Origin of the sequence: Pseudoduganella sp. (assembly GCF_041914865.1) — a bacterium.
Lineage (GTDB): Bacteria > Pseudomonadota > Gammaproteobacteria > Burkholderiales > Burkholderiaceae_D > Rugamonas.
Map to the genome: position 1 here is coordinate 34,701 of NZ_JAYSCO010000027.1, position 18,802 is coordinate 53,502.

9 protein-coding genes are annotated in these 18,802 nt (G+C 63.9%); 4 read left to right on the forward strand and 5 right to left on the reverse strand.

Going from position 1 to position 18,802, the window contains the following annotated elements; translation table 11 throughout:
* The first annotated feature begins 170 nt into the window (after nt 1–170).
* Nucleotides 171–1,751 carry an oligopeptide:H+ symporter gene (locus ACE3TQ_RS14325; RefSeq protein ID WP_374582946.1) on the forward strand — a complete coding sequence of 527 codons (1,581 nt, stop codon included), beginning with the start codon at nt 171–173 and terminating at the stop codon, nt 1,749–1,751.
* Between the two features lie 241 nt (nt 1,752–1,992).
* Nucleotides 1,993–4,755 carry an alpha-1,6-glucosidase domain-containing protein gene (locus tag ACE3TQ_RS14330; protein WP_374582947.1) on the forward strand — a complete coding sequence of 921 codons (2,763 nt, stop codon included), beginning with the start codon at nt 1,993–1,995 and terminating at the stop codon, nt 4,753–4,755.
* Between the two features lie 45 nt (nt 4,756–4,800).
* Here the strand turns inward: ACE3TQ_RS14330 and ACE3TQ_RS14335 are convergent, their stop codons facing one another.
* The 4 genes from ACE3TQ_RS14335 to ACE3TQ_RS14350 form a co-directional block, all read right to left on the reverse strand.
* A complete protein-coding gene (locus ACE3TQ_RS14335) occupies nt 4,801–6,444 on the reverse strand; it encodes an alpha-amylase family glycosyl hydrolase (RefSeq protein ID WP_374582948.1) in 1,644 nt (547 codons plus the stop codon).
* Between the two features lie 21 nt (nt 6,445–6,465).
* Nucleotides 6,466–8,097, reverse strand: coding sequence for an alpha-D-glucose phosphate-specific phosphoglucomutase (locus ACE3TQ_RS14340; RefSeq protein ID WP_374582949.1), 1,632 nt, complete (start codon nt 8,095–8,097; stop codon nt 6,466–6,468).
* 85 nt (nt 8,098–8,182) lie between these two features.
* The gene (locus ACE3TQ_RS14345; RefSeq protein WP_374582950.1) at nt 8,183–9,508 is read right to left on the reverse strand and encodes an MFS transporter; all 1,326 of its coding nucleotides are present in this window, start codon (nt 9,506–9,508) and stop codon (nt 8,183–8,185) included.
* Between the two features lie 122 nt (nt 9,509–9,630).
* Nucleotides 9,631–12,012 carry a TIM-barrel domain-containing protein gene (locus tag ACE3TQ_RS14350; RefSeq protein WP_374582951.1) on the reverse strand — a complete coding sequence of 794 codons (2,382 nt, stop codon included), beginning with the start codon at nt 12,010–12,012 and terminating at the stop codon, nt 9,631–9,633.
* 58 nt (nt 12,013–12,070) lie between these two features.
* Here ACE3TQ_RS14350 and ACE3TQ_RS14355 point away from each other — a divergent pair, with 58 nt between their 5' ends.
* Nucleotides 12,071–13,873 carry a M2 family metallopeptidase gene (locus ACE3TQ_RS14355; protein WP_374582952.1) on the forward strand — a complete coding sequence of 601 codons (1,803 nt, stop codon included), beginning with the start codon at nt 12,071–12,073 and terminating at the stop codon, nt 13,871–13,873.
* A gap of 45 nt (nt 13,874–13,918) precedes the next feature.
* Here ACE3TQ_RS14355 and ACE3TQ_RS14360 read toward each other — a convergent pair whose 3' ends face one another.
* Nucleotides 13,919–16,648 (reverse strand): TonB-dependent receptor, encoded by a 2,730-nt coding sequence (locus tag ACE3TQ_RS14360; protein WP_374582953.1) that lies wholly within the window; start codon nt 16,646–16,648, stop codon nt 13,919–13,921.
* Nucleotides 16,649–16,962: 314 nt separating this feature from the next.
* Between ACE3TQ_RS14360 and ACE3TQ_RS14365 the strand changes: the two genes are divergently transcribed.
* A complete protein-coding gene (locus tag ACE3TQ_RS14365) occupies nt 16,963–18,801 on the forward strand; it encodes a glycoside hydrolase family 13 protein (RefSeq protein ID WP_374582954.1) in 1,839 nt (612 codons plus the stop codon).
* Nucleotide 18,802 lies beyond the last annotated feature (1 nt).

Genomic DNA, 18,802 nt, shown 5'->3' on the forward strand with positions numbered 1-18,802 from the left:
TTATGTAGATAATATACATTATGATCAGGGGAAGTTCAAATACTATGATTTGTTTAAAATCAATGACTTATAAATTTTCGCGTAGTCAAACTACATGTAAGTGAAACCAGTAGTTGCCAAGCCCAGCCCGTTCGCATAGCATCGCGCCCATTCATCAAATTGGAGACTCCATGTCGACGCGAGAACTGGAACAGGGAAACGGGCCGCTACCCCGGCAAATCCCGTACATCATCACCAACGAAGCCTGCGAACGCTTCAGTTTTTACGGCATGCGCAACATCCTGGTGCCATTCCTGGTCAGCACCCTGCTGCTGTTCATCCCATCCGAACACCGCACCAGCGAAGCGAAGCACGTCTTCCACACCTTCGTCATCGGCGTCTACTTCTTCCCGCTGCTGGGCGGCTGGCTGGCCGACCGCTTCTTCGGCAAATACAACACGGTATTCTGGTTCTCGCTGATCTACTGCGCCGGGCACGCCTGCCTGGCCCTGTTCGAGCACCATCTTGAAGGCTTCTATTTCGGCCTGTTCCTGATTGCCTTCGGCTCGGGCGGCATCAAGCCGCTGGTGGTGTCCTTCGTCGGCGACCAGTTCGACCAGACCAACAAAAAGAAAGCCAAGATCGTCTTCGACGCCTTCTACTGGTCGATCAACTTCGGCTCCTTCTTCGCCTCGCTGCTGATGCCGATTTTCCTGCGCGACTACGGCGCATCGGTCGCCTTCGGCATCCCCGGCATCCTGATGTTCATCGCCACCCTGGTGTTCTGGATGGGCCGCCACAAATACGTGCACGTACCGCCGCAAGCACCGAACGCCGACTCCTTCACCCGCGTCGCCAAGACCGCCCTGCTGGCGCAGGCGCCCGGCCAAGCGCGCCCAGGCCTGGCGGTGGCCGCGATCGGCGCGGCGCTGGCCGTGCTGTCGCTTGCCATGTCGTTCAAATGGGGCTTCGTCATCGCCGCCTGCACCGCCATCGTCCTGCTGCTCGCCTTCGGCGGCATCGGCACCGCCATGCAGCTCGAACGCGCGCGCGGCAAGCACTCCGACGAAGCGGTGGACGGCACCCGCGCCGTGCTGCGCATCTTCATCGTGTTCGCCCTGATCACCCCATTCTGGTCGCTGTTCGACCAGAAAGCCTCGACCTGGATCGTGCAAGCCAACGACATGGTGCGCCCGACCTACGAGCTGCTGGGCTGGAGCTTCAAATTTGAACCGGCGCAGATGCAGGCGCTGAATCCACTGTTCGTAATGCTGCTGATCCCGCTCAACAACATCCTCATCTTCCCGATGCTGCGCAAGATCGGCATTGAACCGACGCCGCTGCGGCGGATTGGCGCCGGCATCATGCTGTCCTCGATGTCCTGGATCGTGATCGGCACCATCCAGCTGGTGATGGATGGCGGCACCCCGGTCTCGATGACCTGGCAAGTGCTGCCGTACGTGCTGCTGACCGCCGGCGAAGTGCTGGTGTCCGCCACCGGCATCGAGTTCGCCTACTCGCAGGCCCCGGCCTCGATGAAAGGCGCGATCATGGCGCTGTGGTACCTCGGCACCACGATTGGCAACCTGTGGGTGCTGATCCTGAACGCCAGCGTCAAGAACGAAGGCGTGCTGGGCTACATCTCCACCACCGGCCTCTCGGTGATGGCCTTCCAGATGTACTTCTGCGCCGCCTTCGCCGCCCTCGCCGGCACCATATTCGCCGTGTACGCCATGCGCTACAAGATGATGGACTTCTACCGCAAAGACTAAATTCGGGGTCAGGTCTGACAATCGGACACCAACCCCACACCTTTGACTTTTCTCAAGACGCCCCGTTCCTGGCTCATCCAGGAACGGGGCGTTTTTCATGAAGTGGAAGTTTTGAGGAAAATCAAAGGTAGGCTGTCGGTGTCCGATTGTCAGACCTGACCCCGAATTTTGGGCGCGGAGATGTAGTGCAACTACATGTGTTGAGGTAATATTTCTGTAGCATCACTACTACGGAGACAATATGCAGCAGCGTACCCTTATGGCGGCTTTGGTGGCTTCCGCCGTGGCGGCATTGGCCGCGCCGGCGGGCCAGGCGGCCGCGCCTACCACCGCCCTCACAGCTTCACCGACGGCCGCGACGGCGCCTACCCTGGCCGCTTGCGATGGTCCGCACGAAACCGTGCTGGCACGCACCCAGGGCTTCGATGCGCGTGCGCTTTGGCTGGATGGCGGGCGGGCGACTTGGCCGGGCGTCGAGCCGGGGGGCAGCTTCAAGCTGTATTACGCGGCGGCGGCGGGCATCAGTGCGGCGCGGGGGGCGACCGTCGGTGGTGCGGATGGGGCGTTGTCCCTGGCCTTGGTGGAGACTGCACTGCCGGCGCGCTTCCGCTACGCGGGCGATGGCGTGGTGCTGGCCTTGACGGAGGCGGATCGTGCGCGCTTGCCTTCGTTGCTGGCGAAGCAGCTGGTGCTGGTGCAGGAGAACCAGGATGGCACCGTGCGCGATGCTACCGCGCTGCAGGTGCCGGGTGCGCTGGACGATATCTATGCGGCGGCGGAAGGCGCGAATGACCTGGGCGCCTCCATCGGCAAAGGTGGCACGACTTTCAAACTGTGGGCGCCGACGGCGCAGCGGGTGTCCGTCTGCCTTTTCGATAGCGGCAGCGGCAAGCCGAAATCCATCACCGGCATGCGTGCCGATGCGAAGACCGGCATCTGGTCGGCGAACCTGCGCGGCAACCTGTCGGGCGGCTACTACAAATACGTGGTGGACGTTGTGGCGCCGCGCACCGGGCTGGTTCGCAATGTGGTAACCGATCCTTACTCCGTCAGCCTGGCTGCGGATTCGGCGCGCAGCTATATCGCTGACCTGGCCGATCCGCGCCTGGCGCCGCCTGGCTGGAACAAGGATGCGCCGCCTCCCAGCGTGAAGGCGCAGCCGGATATGTCGATCTATGAGCTGCATGTGCGCGATTTTTCGATCAACGATCAGTCGGTCAGCGTGGCGAACCGGGGCAAGTACACGGCTTTCCGTGAGTCGGGTTCGAACGGCATGAAGCATCTGGCCATGCTGGCGCGGGCGGGCGTGACGGATGTGCACCTGCTGCCGGTGTATGACCTGGGCAGCGTGCCTGAGAAGGGCTGCGTGGCGCCGGTCGTGCACGGGGCGCCGGACAGCGACCAGCAACAGAAGATCGTGTCGGCAAATGCGCAGCAGGATTGCTATAACTGGGGCTACGATCCGTGGCATTTCAATGCGCCGGAGGGTAGCTACAGTACGGATGCTTCGGATGGGGCGCGCCGCATCGTCGAGCTGCGCGAGATGGTGATGGCGCTGCATAAGACCGGCCTGCGCGTGGGGACGGACGTGGTCTACAACCATACCTATCGCGGCGGGCAGCATGAGCGTTCGGTGCTGGACCGTATCGTGCCGGGTTATTACCATCGTTTGAACCTGAAGGGCGATATCGAGCAGTCGACCTGCTGCTTCAACACGGCGACCGAGAACCGGATGATGGCGAAGCTGATGATCGATTCGGCGGAGCTGTGGACGCGGCATTACCACATCGATTCCTTCCGCTTCGACCTGATGGGCCACCAGCCGCGCGCGGCGATGGTGGCGCTGCAGGCGCGCGTCAACAAGGCTGCCGGGCGCCATGTGAACCTGATCGGCGAGGGCTGGAACTTCGGCGAGGTGGCGGATGGGGTGCGCTTTGTGCAGGCGTCGCAGCTGTCGCTGAACGGCAGCGGCATCGGTACTTTCAGCGACCGTGCGCGCGATGCGGTGCGCGGCGGCGGTGCGGGCGATTCGGGGGCGCAGATGATCGCGCAGCAGGGTTTTGTGAATGGGCTGGTGTATGACGCGAATGCGGGCGCGGGCTTGCGTCCGGTGGCGGATCTGATGAAGGCGGCGGATATGGTGCGCGTGGGGCTGGCCGGTTCGCTGCGTTCATATCGCATGCAGGTGCATACCGGCGAGGTGCGCGAGCTGCAGTCCATCGTCTATGGCGGCAACCAGCCTGCGGGCTACGCGAGCGAGCCGGGCGAGGTGGTGAATTATGTGGAGAACCACGATAACCAGACGCTTTACGATATCAATGCGTTCAAGCTTCCGTTGTCGACCACCAGCGCGGATCGGGCGCGGGTGCAGATGCTGGCGGCTGCGGTGAATGCGTTCTCGCAGGGCGTGGCCTATTATCACGCGGGCTTTGAGATCTTGCGTTCGAAGTCGATGGACCGCAATAGCTTTGAGTCGGGCGATTGGTTCAATCGCCTGGACTGGACTTACCAGGATAACTATTTCGGCACGGGTTTGCCGCCGGAGGCGGATAACGGTAAGGATTATGCGTTGATCCAGCCTTTGCTGGCGAACCGGGCCCTGAAGCCGACGCCGCTGGATATCGCGTTTGCGCGCGATACTTTCCGCGACCTGCTGCGTATCCGCGCGAGCAGCTCGCTGTTCCGCATGCGTTCGGCGGAGGATGTCAGGCAGCGCTTGCATTTCCTGAATACGGGGCCGCTGCAGGTGGCGACCGTGGTGGCGGCGCGGCTGGATGGCGCGGGCTATCCCGGCGCGGGTTTCCGTACCGTGGCTTACTTCATCAACGTGGATAAGGTGGCGCAGACGGTCGTGGCGTCGTCGGAGGCTGGCAGGGCTTACAAGCTGCATCCGGTGCATGCCGCGCCGGAGGCGGGGGATAAGCGGGCGGCTGAGGCGCGTTTCGATGCGGCCAGCGGCAGCTTCACCATTCCGGCGCGGACGGCTGTGGTGTTTGTCGAGTAAGACCGGGGGCAGACCCACACTGTCTGCCCCCCGGGTTTTCCGGTTTTACTGGGTCAGCAGGATGGTGGCGTGCTTGCCGTTGGTGCGCACAACCCCATTCTTCACCTTGTACGTGGCGCCGGAATAGGCGTCTTTCACGCGCACACCTTCGGCGAACACGCCGCCCACCTGGATGTCCAGCGCGGCGCCGGTCTTGGCATCCAGCGCGACCACCACCTTGTCTGCGCCGTAGACGCGGCTGAAGGTGTATGGCGCGTCGGCCAGCTTCTTGTGCTCCCCTGCCCCGATTGCCGGATGGGCGCGGCGGAATTTGCCCAGTTTGGCCCAGTGCGCGCGCACCGCGCCCACCTTGTAGCCTTCGCGCTGGGCGTTCGATTTCAGGTCTTCCCAGTTCATGAAGGAGCGCAGCTTGGCGTCGCCGGTGGCTTCGGCGATATCGAGCCGGCGCGCGGTTTCGTCGCCGTAGTAGATCTGCGCCAGGCCGGGCGCCAGCAGCAGCTTGCTGGCCGATTCGAACGGCTTCTTGCGCGCCGGGTCGAAGGGGTTGCCGTCGTCGTGCGAGGAAATGTAGTTCAGCACCGAGTAGCCTTTGAGCGGGCCGGCCAGCTGGGCGGCGTATTTGCCGAACACGGATTCGTAGTCGCCTTTGGCGTCGTGCACCAGGCCGAAGTTGATCAGGTTTTCGAAGCCGTTGGCGTAGAAGTTGCTCTTGGTGCCGCCGCCCATGTCGAACTCCAGGCCGTGCGCGATGTTGTAGTTGTACACCTCGGCGGTCATGAAGAAGCGGCCGTCGCCCAGCACCTTTTTCGGGTTGGCGCGCTTCCAGTCTTCGTGCGCGGCCTGGGCTACCTTGCGCAGTTCGCCCCATACGGCGGGCTCCACGTGCTTGACGGTGTCGGCGCGGAAGCCGTCGATGCCGTATTTGCGCACCCAGTCGGCGTGCCATTTCATGATGTAGTAGCGCGGCGCGCGCGGGTAGCCGGTGCGGGCGAAGAATTCGTCCAGCTCTTTCACTTCGCGTTCGTAGCGGCCTTCGGCTTTCCATTTGGCGGCCAGCGCTTCCGGCAGTTCGACCGCCTCGTTGCTCTCGGTGCGGAAGTCGGGCAGGTTCTTCACCAGGGTGCAGGCGATGGTGCCGGGGGCGTCCTTGTAGTGGCATTGCGGTTCGGTGCGTACCCAGCCGGCCGGCCAGACGGGATCGGCTTCGGTCACCGGTCCGGTGTGGTTCATCACTACGTCCAGCAGCACGCGGATGCCGCGTGCGTGCGCTGCTTCGACAAAGTCGCGGAAGTCTTTTTCGGTGCCGAGGTTGGCGTCCACCGCCGTGAAGTCGCGCACCCAGTAGCCGTGGAAGCCGTAGGATTTGCCGGTGCCTTCATCCGTGCCCGCGTGGATCTGCTCGACCGGCGGCGTGGTCCAGATCACGTCCACTCCCAACTCGTCGAAGTAGCCCGACTTGATCTTGGCGGTCAGGCCCTTGAAGTCGCCGCCCATGTAGCCGCGCAGCGGGGCGCCGTCGGCCTTGCGGCCGTAGGCCAGGTCGTTGGACTTGTCGCCGTTGGCGAAGCGGTCGGTCAGCAGGAAGTAGACGGTCGCATTCTCCCAGAGGAAGGGCTTGGGCGGCGCGGCGAACGCGCTGTGTGCGCCGGTGGCAAGCAGCAGGGACAATGCGAGGGATGACAGTTTCATGCGGCTGGTTCCTTTTGCGGTTCAGGTGATGACGGTGGGATTACTGCGGCCGGTGTGCAGGGCGATGCTGGCCACGCTGTCGGCGATGGCGATCAGCCCGGCCAGTGCTTGCTGCGTTGGGATATGGTGCTGCGCCGGGTCGGCCTCGTAGCGTTCGAGGTAGACGCGCAGGGTGGCGCCTTCGGTGCCGGTGCCGGACAGGCGGTAGACGATGCGCGAACCGTCCGTCATCATGATGCGGATGCCTTGCTGGCTGGCGTGCGCGCCGTCCACCGGGTCGGTGTATTCGAAGTCGTCGGCAGCCTGCACTTCGTAGTGGTTCATTTTCTGGCCCGGCAGGTTGGCCAGCTTGATGCGCAGGTCCTGCATCAGCAGGCGCGCGGCGTCGGGCTCGATGGCTTCGTAGTCGTGCCGCGAGTAGTAGTGGCGGCCGAAGCGCTGCCAGTGGGCTTCGACGATTTCCTGCACCGAGCCGCCGCGCACGGCCAGCAGGTTGAGCCAGAACAGCACGGCCCACAGGCCGTCCTTTTCGCGGATATGGTTCGAGCCGGTGCCGTAGCTTTCTTCGCCGCACAGGGTGGCCTTGCCGGCGTCGAGCAAGGTGCCGAAGTACTTCCAGCCGGTGGGCGTTTCGTAGCAAGGCACGCCGAGCGCTTCGGCCACGCGGTCGGCGGCGCGCGAGGTGGGCATGGAGCGGGCGATGCCGGCCAGGCCGCCGGCGTAGCCTGGCGCGACGGCGGCATTGGCGGCCAGCACGGCCAGGCTGTCGGACGGGGTGACCGCGAAACTGCGGCCGACGATCATGTTGCGGTCGGCGTCGCCGTCGGAGGCGGCGCCCAGGTCGGGCGCGCCGGGTGCGGCCATGAGCGCGACCAGCTGTTCGGCGTTGACCGGGTTGGGGTCGGGGTGCAGGCCGCCGAAGTCCTCCAGCGGCTGGCCGTTGATGACGGTGCCGGCCGGGGCGCCCAGCCTGCCTTCCAGGATGGCGCGGGCATACGGGCCGGATACCGCGTGCATGGCGTCGAAGCGCATGGTGAAGCCGGCGGCGAACAGGCGGCGGATGGCGTCGAAGTCGAACAGCTGCTCCATCAGTTCCGCGTAGTCGGCGACAGGGTCGATCACTTCGACGTGCATGCCATCGACCATGCGGGCGCCGATTGCGTCGATATCGACATCCGGCGCGTCGCTGATGCGGTATGCGGCCAGCGCCAGCGTGCGCTGGTAGATTGCTTCGGTCAGCGCTTCCGGCGCGGGACCGCCGTTGGCCGCGTTGTACTTGATGCCGAAGTCGCCCTCCGGGCCGCCGGGATTATGGCTGGCGGAGAGGATGATGCCGCCCATGGCGCCGTGCTTGCGGATCACACAGCTGGCGGCCGGCGTGGACAGGATGCCGCCCTGCCCCAGCAGCACGCGCGCAAAGCCGTGCGCCGCCGCCATCTTCAGGATGACCTGGATCGCGGCTCGGTTGTGGTAGCGGCCATCGCCGCCCAGCACCAGGGTCTTGCCGGCGGCGTCGCCCAGCGTGTCGAACACGCCTTGCACGAAATTTTCGAGATAGTGCGGCTGCTGGAAGACGCTGACCTTCTTGCGCAGCCCGGAAGTCCCCGGCCGCTGCCCGGGGATGGGGGAAGTTGCTACGGTCTGGATTGCCATGTCCACTCCTCCGAGAAAATGGGGTACGTCCCCATTTTTCCTAGTTTGCCGCGAACGGCGCGGGCGGTGCGCGCCGCTGGATGGTTCAGGCTTCTTTCTTGGCGGAGTCGCTGACGATCAGGGTCAGCACGCCGCCAATCGCCATCGAGATGCCGCCCAGCACCAGCACGCTGGCGGAGTGGCCGTCGAACAGGTGCTTGATGACCGGGCCGAGCACCAGGTTGGCGACGATCTGCGGCAGCACCACGAAGTAGTTGAACACGCCCATGAAGTAGCCCATGCGCTTGGCCGGTAGCGCGCCTGCCAGGATGGCGTATGGCATGGTCAGGATGCTGGCCCAGGCGATGCCAACGCCGATCATCGGCAGCAGCAGCATGTGCTTGTCGTGGATGAAGGCGACGCTGGCCAGGCTCAAGCCGCCGATTACCAGGCAGAGCATGTGCACGAAGCGGCGGCTGGTGACGTGCGCCAGCTTGGGCAGCAGGAAGGCGGCCAGGGCGGATACGCCGCCGTAGGTGGCGAACAGCCAGCCGACCCAGTTGCCTGCTTCCTGGAACAGTGCGGATTTGCCGTCGACGGTGTTGAAGACGTTGTCGGCCACGGCGGGCGTGGTGAATACCCACATGCCCATCAGCGCGAACCAGGTGAAAAACTGCACCAGCGCCAGCTGCACCATGGTTTTCGGCATGTGCATCACGCCGCCGAAGACTTCCTTCAGCGAGTGCAGGAAGCCGCGGCGCTGGGCGCGCTCCATGCGGAATTTTTCCACGTCTTCCGGCGGCAGTTCGTCGGCGGTCAGCACGGTCCACAGCACGGCCAGGAAGTAGGCGGCGCCGCCGGCGTAGAAGGAGTAGCGTACGGAGTCGGGGATGGCGCCGTTCACCACTTCGTTACTGACGTGCAGGACGTCGGTGAAGATGGTCGGCAGCAGCGAGGCGATCACGCCGCCCAGGCCGATGAAGAAGGTCTGCATCGCGAAGCCGGCGGTCTGCTGCGATTCATCGAGCTTGTCGCCGACGAAGGCGCGGAACGGTTCCATCGAGATGTTGATCGATGCGTCCATCAGCCACAGCACCAGGATGGCCATCCACAAGGCGGTGGAATTGGGCATCAGGAACAGGGCTATGCTGGCCAGCAGCGCGCCGATGAAGAAGAACGGGCGGCGGCGGCCCCATTTGGCGTGCCAGGTGTTGTCGCTCAGGTAGCCGATGATCGGCTGCACCAGCAGGCCGGTGACCGGTGCGGCGAGCCAGAACAGCGGCAGCTCGTCGGGTGTGGCGCCGAGCGTGGAGAAAATGCGGCTGGTATTGGTGTTCTGCAGCGCGAAACCGAACTGGATGCCAAAGAAGCCGAAGCTCATATTCCACAGCTGCCAGAATGACAGCCGCGGTTTGCTGGTGGTTGCGTGCATCTAGTGTCCCCGTTTTTTGTCCGCGCTTGCGTAAATTTGTAGCAAAATAACATGGCAACTACGGGCTGTCAATGCAGTGACAGCCCGTAAACAGCCGGTTTTAGTGCAAATTTGTAGTCATGTTACAGGGCAACCGCCAGTTTCGCCTTCATCGCCGCACGTGCCGGCACGGCCAGCTCCAGGGTGCGGGAACGGGCATCCCAGCGCGCCGCCAGCGGCTTGCCGTCCAGGGTCACGCTGCGCGGACGGCTGGCCACATTGTGCACCTTGACGGCGTAGCTGCGCGCGACAGCCTGCCAGGCCTGGCCAACCTCGGTGTCGATGCCGATCTCGAAGCCGCCCGCCGAGGCGCTGGCGCTGAAGCGGGCCAGCTCGTATTTGCCCTGGCCGTATGCATTGGCGGTGGCGCCGTCGTCCTCATACAGTTTGCCGGACGACGCGGCGGCGCTGGCGTCGTAGTAGTAATGCAGGTCGATCTGCCTGCTGCTGTAGTCGCGCGTGCTCTGCACCACTTTCGCCAGCGGCACCAAGGCGCCGGCGCGCACGAAGACCGGAATGCGCTCGGGGACGACTTGCACCACCTCATTGATGCCGCCCTTGTGCGCGGCGCCGCTGTGGAAGTCGAACCAGACCTTGGACGAGGCGGGGAAGTTGACTTCCTTGCGCTGCGCGCCTGGCTCGGTGACCGGGGCGACCAGGAAGTCGCGGCCCCACAGGTAGGTGGAGGCTACGCCACCGTCGCCGCCCTCGAACATGATGGGGCGCATCAGCGGCAGGCCGCTCTGGCTGTTGTCGAATGCTGCACTGTAGTTATACGGCAGCATGGCGTAGCGCAGGCGGACCGCTTCACGCGCCAGCGCTTTGGTGCGCTCGGCGCGGAACACCGGCTCGGATGGCACCTCTTCCTGCGCGTGCGGGCGGAACACCGGCTGGAACACGCCGTACTGCAGCCAGCGCACGTACAGCTCGTCGTCCAGCATCGGCGAGGCAAAGCCGCCCAGGTCGGAGTGCATGTAGGCCAGGCCCTGCATGCCCATTTGCAGGGCGATCTCCATCTGCGACTGCAGGCCGCCCCAGCTGCGCTGCACGTCGCCCGACCACGGGATCATGCCGAAGCGCTGCGAGCCGGAATAGCCGGCGCGCATCAGAATGAAGGGACGCTCGTTCGGGAATTCCTTCTGGTAGCCTTCAGCGATCAGGCGCGCCCAGTCGTGGCCGTAGATGTTGTGCACCTGGTCGGCGCCCAGCTCGCCCTTGCTGCCGTGGCGCAGGCCCGCCGGATGCACTTCCGGCTCGCCCAGGTCGCCCCACCAGCCGGCCACGCCGCCGGCTTTCAGCTCTTTATAGATGTTCCAGAACCAGTCGCGCCCTTCCGGGCGGTACAGGTCGACCAGGCCGGTGTTCCCGAAGTAGAAGTCATAGCGGCCCGGCGCCCCGGACGCGTCGGTGGCCAGCGCGCGCCGCTCGACGGCTTCCTGCCAGCGGCTGGAGGTGGTCAGCACAAAGGGTTCGGTGATGATCACGGTCTTCACGCCCTTGGCGGCCAGGTCGGCCATCATGCCTTTCGGGTTGGGGAAGCTGTCCTTGTCCCAGGCCAGGTTGCCCATCGTGCCTTTCACGGTCTTGCCGAACCAGTACAGGTCCAGCACCACGGCGTCGACCGGGATCTTCTCGGCGATGAACTTGTCGACCACGGCGCGCGTTTCGGCCTCCGTGTGGTAGCCGAAGCGGCTGGCGAAATTGCCGAAGGTCCAGCGCGGTGGCAGCGGCTGGCGGCCGGTCAGGCTGGTGTAGTTGGCCACCACGTCCTCCCACTGCTCGCCCGCCACCACCTGGTAGGTCTTGCGGCCGCCGATGGTTTCGTACGACAGCGTGCCGTCCTTCTTGCTGTCGAAGTCGAGGTAGCCGGTTTGCGGGTTGTCGAAGTGGATCGCGTACTTCTTGGACGACAGCGCCATCGGGATGGTGAAGTTCAGCAGCGTGGAGCGCGCCTCGTAGCCGTAGTGGGCGCGGTTATACAGCTGGAAGCGGTGGCCGCGCCGGTTCATGCCGACCGCGCGCGCACCGGCGCCGTACAGGGCTTCGTCGCCATCGAGCGCGAACTCCAGCGCCTCCATCTTGCCTTCGCGGCGATAGCCGCGCTTCTCCGCCACCAGCGGCTGGCCTTTGTAGGCGTAGCTGATGCGGAACGGCGACTTCTCAATGCGCACCGTCAGGCCGGGCGTGGCGTATTCCAGCACCCCGCCCTCTTCGCGCAGCGTGGTGGGCACGGCGGCCGGCGCCAGCACCACCGCGTGCGAGGCAGGGTCGAACTGCTCGCCGTGCGGAACAAAGGTGGTTTCCACCACGGCTGCCGAATACGGCTTGATGATGTATTTGCCGTCATTTGTGCCGATTTCGAGCGAATTTGCGTTGCGAGCGGCGGAAATGAACTGGCGATCGGCATTTTGCGCCAGGGCGGCCTGGCTGCAGAGGGCCAAAACAGCGAGTTGTATGAGTTTCATGAGTGATATATTAGCGGGCAGTTTTATCTGAGAGGAGATTGAATTGACTAAAACTACTATGAAAAAACCACTGGTCCTGGCCCTGGGCCTGGCCCTGGCGACGGGCTTCGCCCACGCCGCCCCAGCCCCGAAAAAGGGCAAGGGCACCCCGGCTGAAGCGAAGAAGTTTATCGCCGAGACCGAGGCCAAGTTCGACAAGCTGGGCCACATCGGCAGCCGCGCCGCCTGGGTGGCGCAGAACTTCATCACCGACGACACCGAAGCGCTGACCGCCTACTTCGGCGAGCTGCAGCTGGACGCGTCCGGCCAGGCCGCGCTGGAAGCGCGCCGCTTTAACGGCGTGAAGCTGAGCGACGAGGAAGCGCGCAAGATCAAGCTGCTGCAGCTGACGCTGATGCTGCCGAACGATAAAGAGCGCCAGGCTTACGCCGACGCCAACGCCAAGCTGAACGGCGCTTACGGCAAGGCCAAGTACTGCACCGCCGACGGCAAGTGCCAGGCCCTGGGCGACCTGGAAAAGACCCTGGCCAACAGCCGCGACCCGAAAGAGCTGCTGGAAGCGTGGAACGGCTGGCACCTGCAGTCGCCGTCCTACAAGAAGCTGTACACCGAGTACGTTGAGCTGTCCAACAAGGGCGCGCGCGAAATGGGCTATGCCGACACCGGCGCCCTGTGGCGCTCGGGCTACGACATGAAGCCGGAAGAATTTTCGGCCGAGATGGAGCGCATCTGGCAGCAGGTCAAGCCGCTGCACGAGTCGCTGCACACCTACGCCCGCTACAAGCTGCGCGAAGCCTACGGCCCGGACGTGGTGCCGCTGACCGGCCCGATCCCGGCCCACCTGTTCGGCAATATGTGGAGCCAGAGCTGGGAGAACATCTACCCGCTGCTGATGCCTGCCACCGGCGCCTCCAAGTTCAACCTGACCAATGTGCTGGAGCAGAAGAAAACCAGCGCCAAGGAGATGGTGCAGTACGGCGAGCGCTTCTACACCTCGCTCGGCATGCCGAAGCTGCCGGACACCTTCTACGAGCGCTCGCTGCTGGAAAAGCCGCGTGACCGCGACGTGGTGTGCCACGCCTCGGCATGGCAGCTGGATGGCAAGGACGACGTGCGCATCAAGATGTGCATCCGCCCGACCGAAGAGGAATTCGCCGTCATCCACCACGAGCTGGGCCACATCTACTACGACCTGGCCTACAAGAACCAGTCCAACCTGTTCCGCAACGGCGCCAACGACGGCTTCCACGAAGCGATCGGCGACACCATTGCCCTGTCCATCACCCCGAACTACCTGAAGAAGGTCGGCCTGATGAACGAGGAACCGGACCCGAACGCCGCCACCGGCGAGCTGCTCAAGCGCGCGCTGGCCAAGGTGGCCTTCCTGCCGTTCGCCTACTCGGTGGATAAATGGCGCTGGGACGTCTATGCCGGCAAGACCAAGCCTGCGGACTACGACAAGAGCTGGTGGCAGCTGCGCGAGCAGTACATGGGCGTGAAGCGCCCGCTGCCGATGCTGGCCGACGGCTTCGACGCCGGCGCCAAGTACCACGTGGCGGCCGACGTGCCGTACGCGCGCTACTTCCTGGCCCACCTGCTGCAATTCCAACTCCATCGTGCCCTGTGTAAGGAAGCCGGCTACACCGGCCCGCTGCACCAGTGCTCGATCTACGGCAGTGAAAAGGCAGGCAAGAAGCTGTGGTCCATGCTGGAGATGGGCACTTCCAAGCCATGGCCGGAAGCACTGAAAGCCGCCACCGGCGAGGAACGCATCGATGGCCAGGCAATGCTGGACTACTTCGCCCCGCTGAAAACCTGGCTGGACGAACAAAACAAGCAACTCGCCGCTAAAGCGAAGTAAAACAAAATCGGGGGCCGCGGCCCCCGATTTTTTTATGCCGGCTGCTTAGAACTTGTAGTTCGCGCCGACCAGTACGGTGCGGCCGTACTTCTGGTATTCCAGCTGCTGGTTGGCGATACCGTTGTAGGTCTCGTAGGCTGCGTTGCGCAGGTTGTTCACCTGCAGCACCAGGCCCATGCCCTTGAACATGCCTTCGCCGAAGCTGTAGCCGATCTGGAAGTCGATGATGTTCTCACCCACCACGTAGCGCAGGGTGCGCTCGCCGGCGAAGTTGCCGATCTCGCCCACGAAGTCGGAACGGCGACGCTGGCTGACGCGGGTTTCGAAGCCTGCCTTCTCGTAGTACAGGGTCAGGTTGCTGGTGTTCTTCGACAGGCCAGGCAGCATGATGTTGGTGGCGATGCTGCTGCTTGGGTCCTTGATGGTGATCGCGCTGTCGGTGTAGGCATAGCTGCCGCTCACGCCAAAGCCGTCCAGCACCGGGGTCACCATGTTCAGCGGCAGGGAAGCGGTCAGCTCCAGGCCCTTCATGTTGCCGCCCTTGCCGTTGTATGGCGCGGTGTAGTTGCCGAACGGGGTGATCGCCTTGGTGCCAGGGATCTGCGCCGAGAAGTCGCGGGTGCGGGTCTCGGTGAAGATGTAGGTGTCCAGCTTCTTGTAGAAACCAGCCAGCGACACGTACGCCTTCTTGCCGAAGTACTTCTCGTACGAGATGTCGAAGGCCTTGGCGCGCCATGGGTCCAGCTGGGCGTTGCCGCCGCTGCCGCTTGGCTTGAAGTCGTTGGTGCCGACGTTGAAGTCCAGCGCTGCGCGCATCTGGTCGACGCGTGGGCGGGCCATCTGCTTGGCCAGGGCCATGCGCACGGTGTGGTCGTTCTCGAAGCCGAACGCCAGGTTCAGGCTAGGCAGGTAGTCGGTGTAGGTTTTGCCGTCGTGGACTGGCTTGACCTGGCTGCCGGCTGGGGCGGTGCCGTCCCAGTACTTGGCGTCCGACGACTGCTTGGTGTGCTGCGCCTGTACGCCGAAGTTACCGCGCACCGAAACGCCGCCCATGTCGTAGTCGATGTTGGCCTTGGCGAAGGTGGTGGTGATCTTCTCATCCACGGTCCAGGCCTTGGCGATCAGGTAGTCCAGGTTGTTGACCGGTGCGAAGGTCATGTACTTGGCGACCACGCCTGGCACGTTCCAGGCCGGGATCATGCCGACGCCGGCAAAGCCCAGGTCGACCGAGTTGTACATCAGGTCCGACGAAATGGTGGACGGTGCGCCCTTCAGGTTGATGCTGCCTTCCGGCTGGTCCTTGAACTTGCTGCGGTCGGAGTAGTGCACGCCGAAGTCGTAGCTCGAGAAGTATTTTTCCATCGCGCCGGAGGACTGGATGTTGGCGGCCAGCTTGAAGCCGTTCAGTTCATCCTTGACCTTCGGGGTCTTGCCGTAGCCGGAACCGTAGATGGTGTTGCGCACGTACAGGTTGCTTGGGCTGCTGTAGTCGCGGCCCGGGTCCATGGTCGGGAAACCGCCGGTGCGGAAGGCCAGCTTGACCGAATCCAGGAACGGATTGCCGGCTGCGTCGCTGATCTGCAGGTTGTTTTCCAGGCTCACTTCATCGCGCTTGGCGGTGGAGCGGCTGATGTCGGCCACCAGGGACCAGCCATCCATCTTCCATTCGTTGTTCCAGCCGATGGCGCGGATATCGTCCTTGCGCTTGTCGTACATGCCGCGTACCAGCGGGTACACGCCGGTGGCGGTGGCGCTGGACAGCACGCCGCCGCTGGTGGTGACGTTTTCGAAGTTCAGGCCCGGGGTGTAGTTGCCGTTGTAGCCGCCGATGTGCACTTCGAACTGGTTGGCGGTGTCTTCATGCTTGAACTGCGACGCGTACACGTCGATCATGCTGGTGAAGGTCTTGCTTGGGCGGTACTGCAGCACGCCCATCAGGCCATTGCGCTTGTTGTAGCCGCTGCGGCCCAGGGACTTGATGCCGTCGGTGACGGTGGTGCCGGACGGAACGCCTGGGCGCGACTCGCGCTTCCATGGCTCGTACACGCCGGTTTCATAGGCCAGCTGCGGCTGGTCCTGGTGCGCGAAACCGATCGCCACGCCGATGGTGCGGTCGGCAAACTGGTCGATGTAGCTGAAGTTGAAGCGGTTGCCGCGGTCGTCGGTGTTGGCAATGCCGCCCAGGGAGTTCTTCTCGACGCGCGCGCCCATGGAGACGGTGCGCTTGCCGAAGGCCAGCGGACGCACGGTCTGCAGGTCCAGCGTGCCGGACAGGCCCTGGCCGACCATGCCGGCGTCCGGGGTCTTGTAAATGGTCACGCCGCTGATCAGTTCAGACGGGTACTGGTCGAATTCCACGCTGCGGTTGTCGCCGGTGGAGACTTGCTCGCGGCCGTTCAGCAGGGTGGTGGAGAAGTCCGGCGACAGGCCGCGGACGGAAATGTTCTGGGCACGGCCGGCAACGCGCTGGGCGGCCAGGCCTGGCAGGCGGGCGATGGATTCGGCGATGGAGGAATCCGGCAGCTTGCCGATGTCTTCGGCGGAAATCGCCTCAACGATGGAAGTGGCGTTCTTCTTGACCGAGATCGCGTCTTCAATACCACGCCGGATGCCGGACACGGTCACGGTTTGCATGGTTGCGTCGGCCGCCTGGCCGGTGGTGGTGTTCTGTGCGTAGGCAGAGCCGGCAACGGCCGATACGAAGACAGCGCAGCCAGCTGCCACTGGACTCAGTCGGAATACGGTATTGCCTCGCTTGCTTGCGAAGATGTTCATTAAAGTCCCCTCACTCATTAAACAATTTTCCCGCAACCTGCGCATACCGGTTTATTTCGACTACACGGGAATCCTTAGGAAGCGAACGCTCTATCGGACGCTCTGAGCCGGATTCTGTACTAAAACTAGATTCAATGTCAATGAATGACCATCATCACCGGCATGTATTACTGCGAATATTGACCGGCCTCCTTGGGGAAACTGCGTTGCCGCGTTGTATTTCGGCTACAGCTTCGGGCAAAATTCAATGTAGTAGAACTACAGCTCAATTGGGTGTATTGTCAGGCCCATAAGACATTCCAACCGGAGACAAGATGAGAAAGACCATTTGCGCCGCGCTGCTGGCCGCCGCCCTGCTGCCCCCTGCCCTGCTGCCGTCCGCGTTCGCGGCGGAGGCGCGCATCCAGCATATGGAGCCGCCGTTCTGGTGGGCCGGCATGCAGCATCCCAGGCTGCAGCTGATGGTGCATGCGCCGCAGGTGGCGGGCCTGGAGCCGGCCATCGACTATCCGGGCGTGCGCATCGCCAGCGTGAGCCGGGTGGCCAACCGCAACTACCTCTTCATCGACCTGGAACTGGCGCCGAACGTGGCGCCGGGCCGTTTCGATATCCGCTTCTCTGCGCCGGGCAAGGCCGGCATGGTGTACAGCTACCAGCTGCTGGCGCGCGCGCCCGGCTCGGCGCAGCGCCAGGGCTTCTCCCCGGCGGACGCGATCTACCAGGTCATGCCGGACCGCTTCGCCAACGGCGATCCGTCCAACGACAATGTGGCGGGCATGCCGGACAAGGCCAACCGCGCCGACGGCAGCGGGCGCCATGGCGGCGACCTGGCCGGCATGGCGGCGCACCTGGATTATGTGCGCGACATGGGCTTCACCCAGGTCTGGCCGACGCCCCTGGTGGAGAACAACCAGGACAAGCATTCCTACCACGGCTACGCGGCGACCGACCATTACAAGGTGGATGCGCGCTATGGCAGCAATGAGGATTACCGCAACTTCGTGGCGCAGGCGCGGGCGCGCGGCATCGGCGTGATCCAGGACGTGGTGCTGAGCCACATCGGCAGCCGCCACTGGTGGATGCAGGATATGCCGATGCCGGATTGGCTCAGCTACAACGGCAAGTACACGCCGACCGCGCACCACCGCGTGGCCAATGTCGATCCGTACGGCAGCAAGGAGGATGCGCGCAACTTCACCCAGGGCTGGTTCGGGCCGCATATGCCGGATATGAACCAGGCCAACCGCTTTGTCGCCAACTACCTGATCCAGAACAACATCTGGTGGGTCGAATATGCCGGCCTGTCCGGCCTGCGGGTCGATACCTACGGCTATTCCGAGACCGATTTCCTCACCGAGTGGTCGCGCCGCCTGCGCGCGGAATACCCGAACCTGAACATGGTGGGCGAGGAGTGGAGCACGCGCATCCCGATCGTGGCGCGCTGGCAGGCGCTCAACGCGCCGAGCCTGATGGACTTCCCGCTCAACGACGCGCTGCGCAAGGCGCTGGCCGACACCGATGGCACCTACCGCCTGTACGATGTGTATGAGACGCTGGCGCAGGATTACCTCTACCCTGCCCCGTCCAACCTGGTGCTGTTCGAGGGCAACCACGATCTGGCGCGCAGCTTCAGCGTGGTGAACAGCGATCCGGCCTTGCTGCGCATGGTAGTGGCGTTCACGCTGACTGTGCCGCGCATCCCGCAGTTCTATTACGGCACCGAGATCCTGATGCCGAGCACCGTCAAAGGGCGCGACGACCCGTCCTACCGCCACGATATGCCGGGCGGATGGGCGGGCGACAAGGTGAACGCCTTCACCGGCGCCGGCCTGACCGAGGCGCAGCGCGAGATGCAGGCTTTCGTGCGCAAGCTGGCCAACTGGCGCAAGGGCTCCAGCGCCGTCAAGCATGGCAGGATGATGCAGTTCGGGCCGGAGCAGGATACGTATGTGTACTTCCGCTATGACGGCCAGCAGAAAGTCATGGTGGCGCTGAACAAGAACACGCACGACGTCACGCTCGACGCCGACCGCTTCCGCGAAATGCTGGCCGGCGTGCGCAGCGGCACGGATGTGATCACCGGCCGCAGCATGCCGCTGCAGGGCAAATTCACGCTGCCGGCGCGCAGCGTGCTAGTGATGGAGGTCCAGTGAA

Excerpts from the sequence above, each read along its gene's own strand:
- ACE3TQ_RS14325 (WP_374582946.1), top strand. The coding sequence starts at position 171 with ATGTCGACGCGAGAACTGGAACAGGGAAACGGGCCGCTACCCCGGCAA.
- ACE3TQ_RS14330 (WP_374582947.1), top strand. The coding sequence starts at position 1,993 with ATGCAGCAGCGTACCCTTATGGCGGCTTTGGTGGCTTCCGCCGTGGCG.
- ACE3TQ_RS14335 (WP_374582948.1), bottom strand. The coding sequence starts at position 6,444 with ATGAAACTGTCATCCCTCGCATTGTCCCTGCTGCTTGCCACCGGCGCA.
- ACE3TQ_RS14340 (WP_374582949.1), bottom strand. The coding sequence starts at position 8,097 with ATGGCAATCCAGACCGTAGCAACTTCCCCCATCCCCGGGCAGCGGCCG.
- ACE3TQ_RS14345 (WP_374582950.1), bottom strand. The coding sequence starts at position 9,508 with ATGCACGCAACCACCAGCAAACCGCGGCTGTCATTCTGGCAGCTGTGG.
- ACE3TQ_RS14350 (WP_374582951.1), bottom strand. The coding sequence starts at position 12,012 with ATGAAACTCATACAACTCGCTGTTTTGGCCCTCTGCAGCCAGGCCGCC.
- ACE3TQ_RS14355 (WP_374582952.1), top strand. The coding sequence starts at position 12,071 with ATGAAAAAACCACTGGTCCTGGCCCTGGGCCTGGCCCTGGCGACGGGC.
- ACE3TQ_RS14360 (WP_374582953.1), bottom strand. The coding sequence starts at position 16,648 with ATGAACATCTTCGCAAGCAAGCGAGGCAATACCGTATTCCGACTGAGT.
- ACE3TQ_RS14365 (WP_374582954.1), top strand. The coding sequence starts at position 16,963 with ATGAGAAAGACCATTTGCGCCGCGCTGCTGGCCGCCGCCCTGCTGCCC.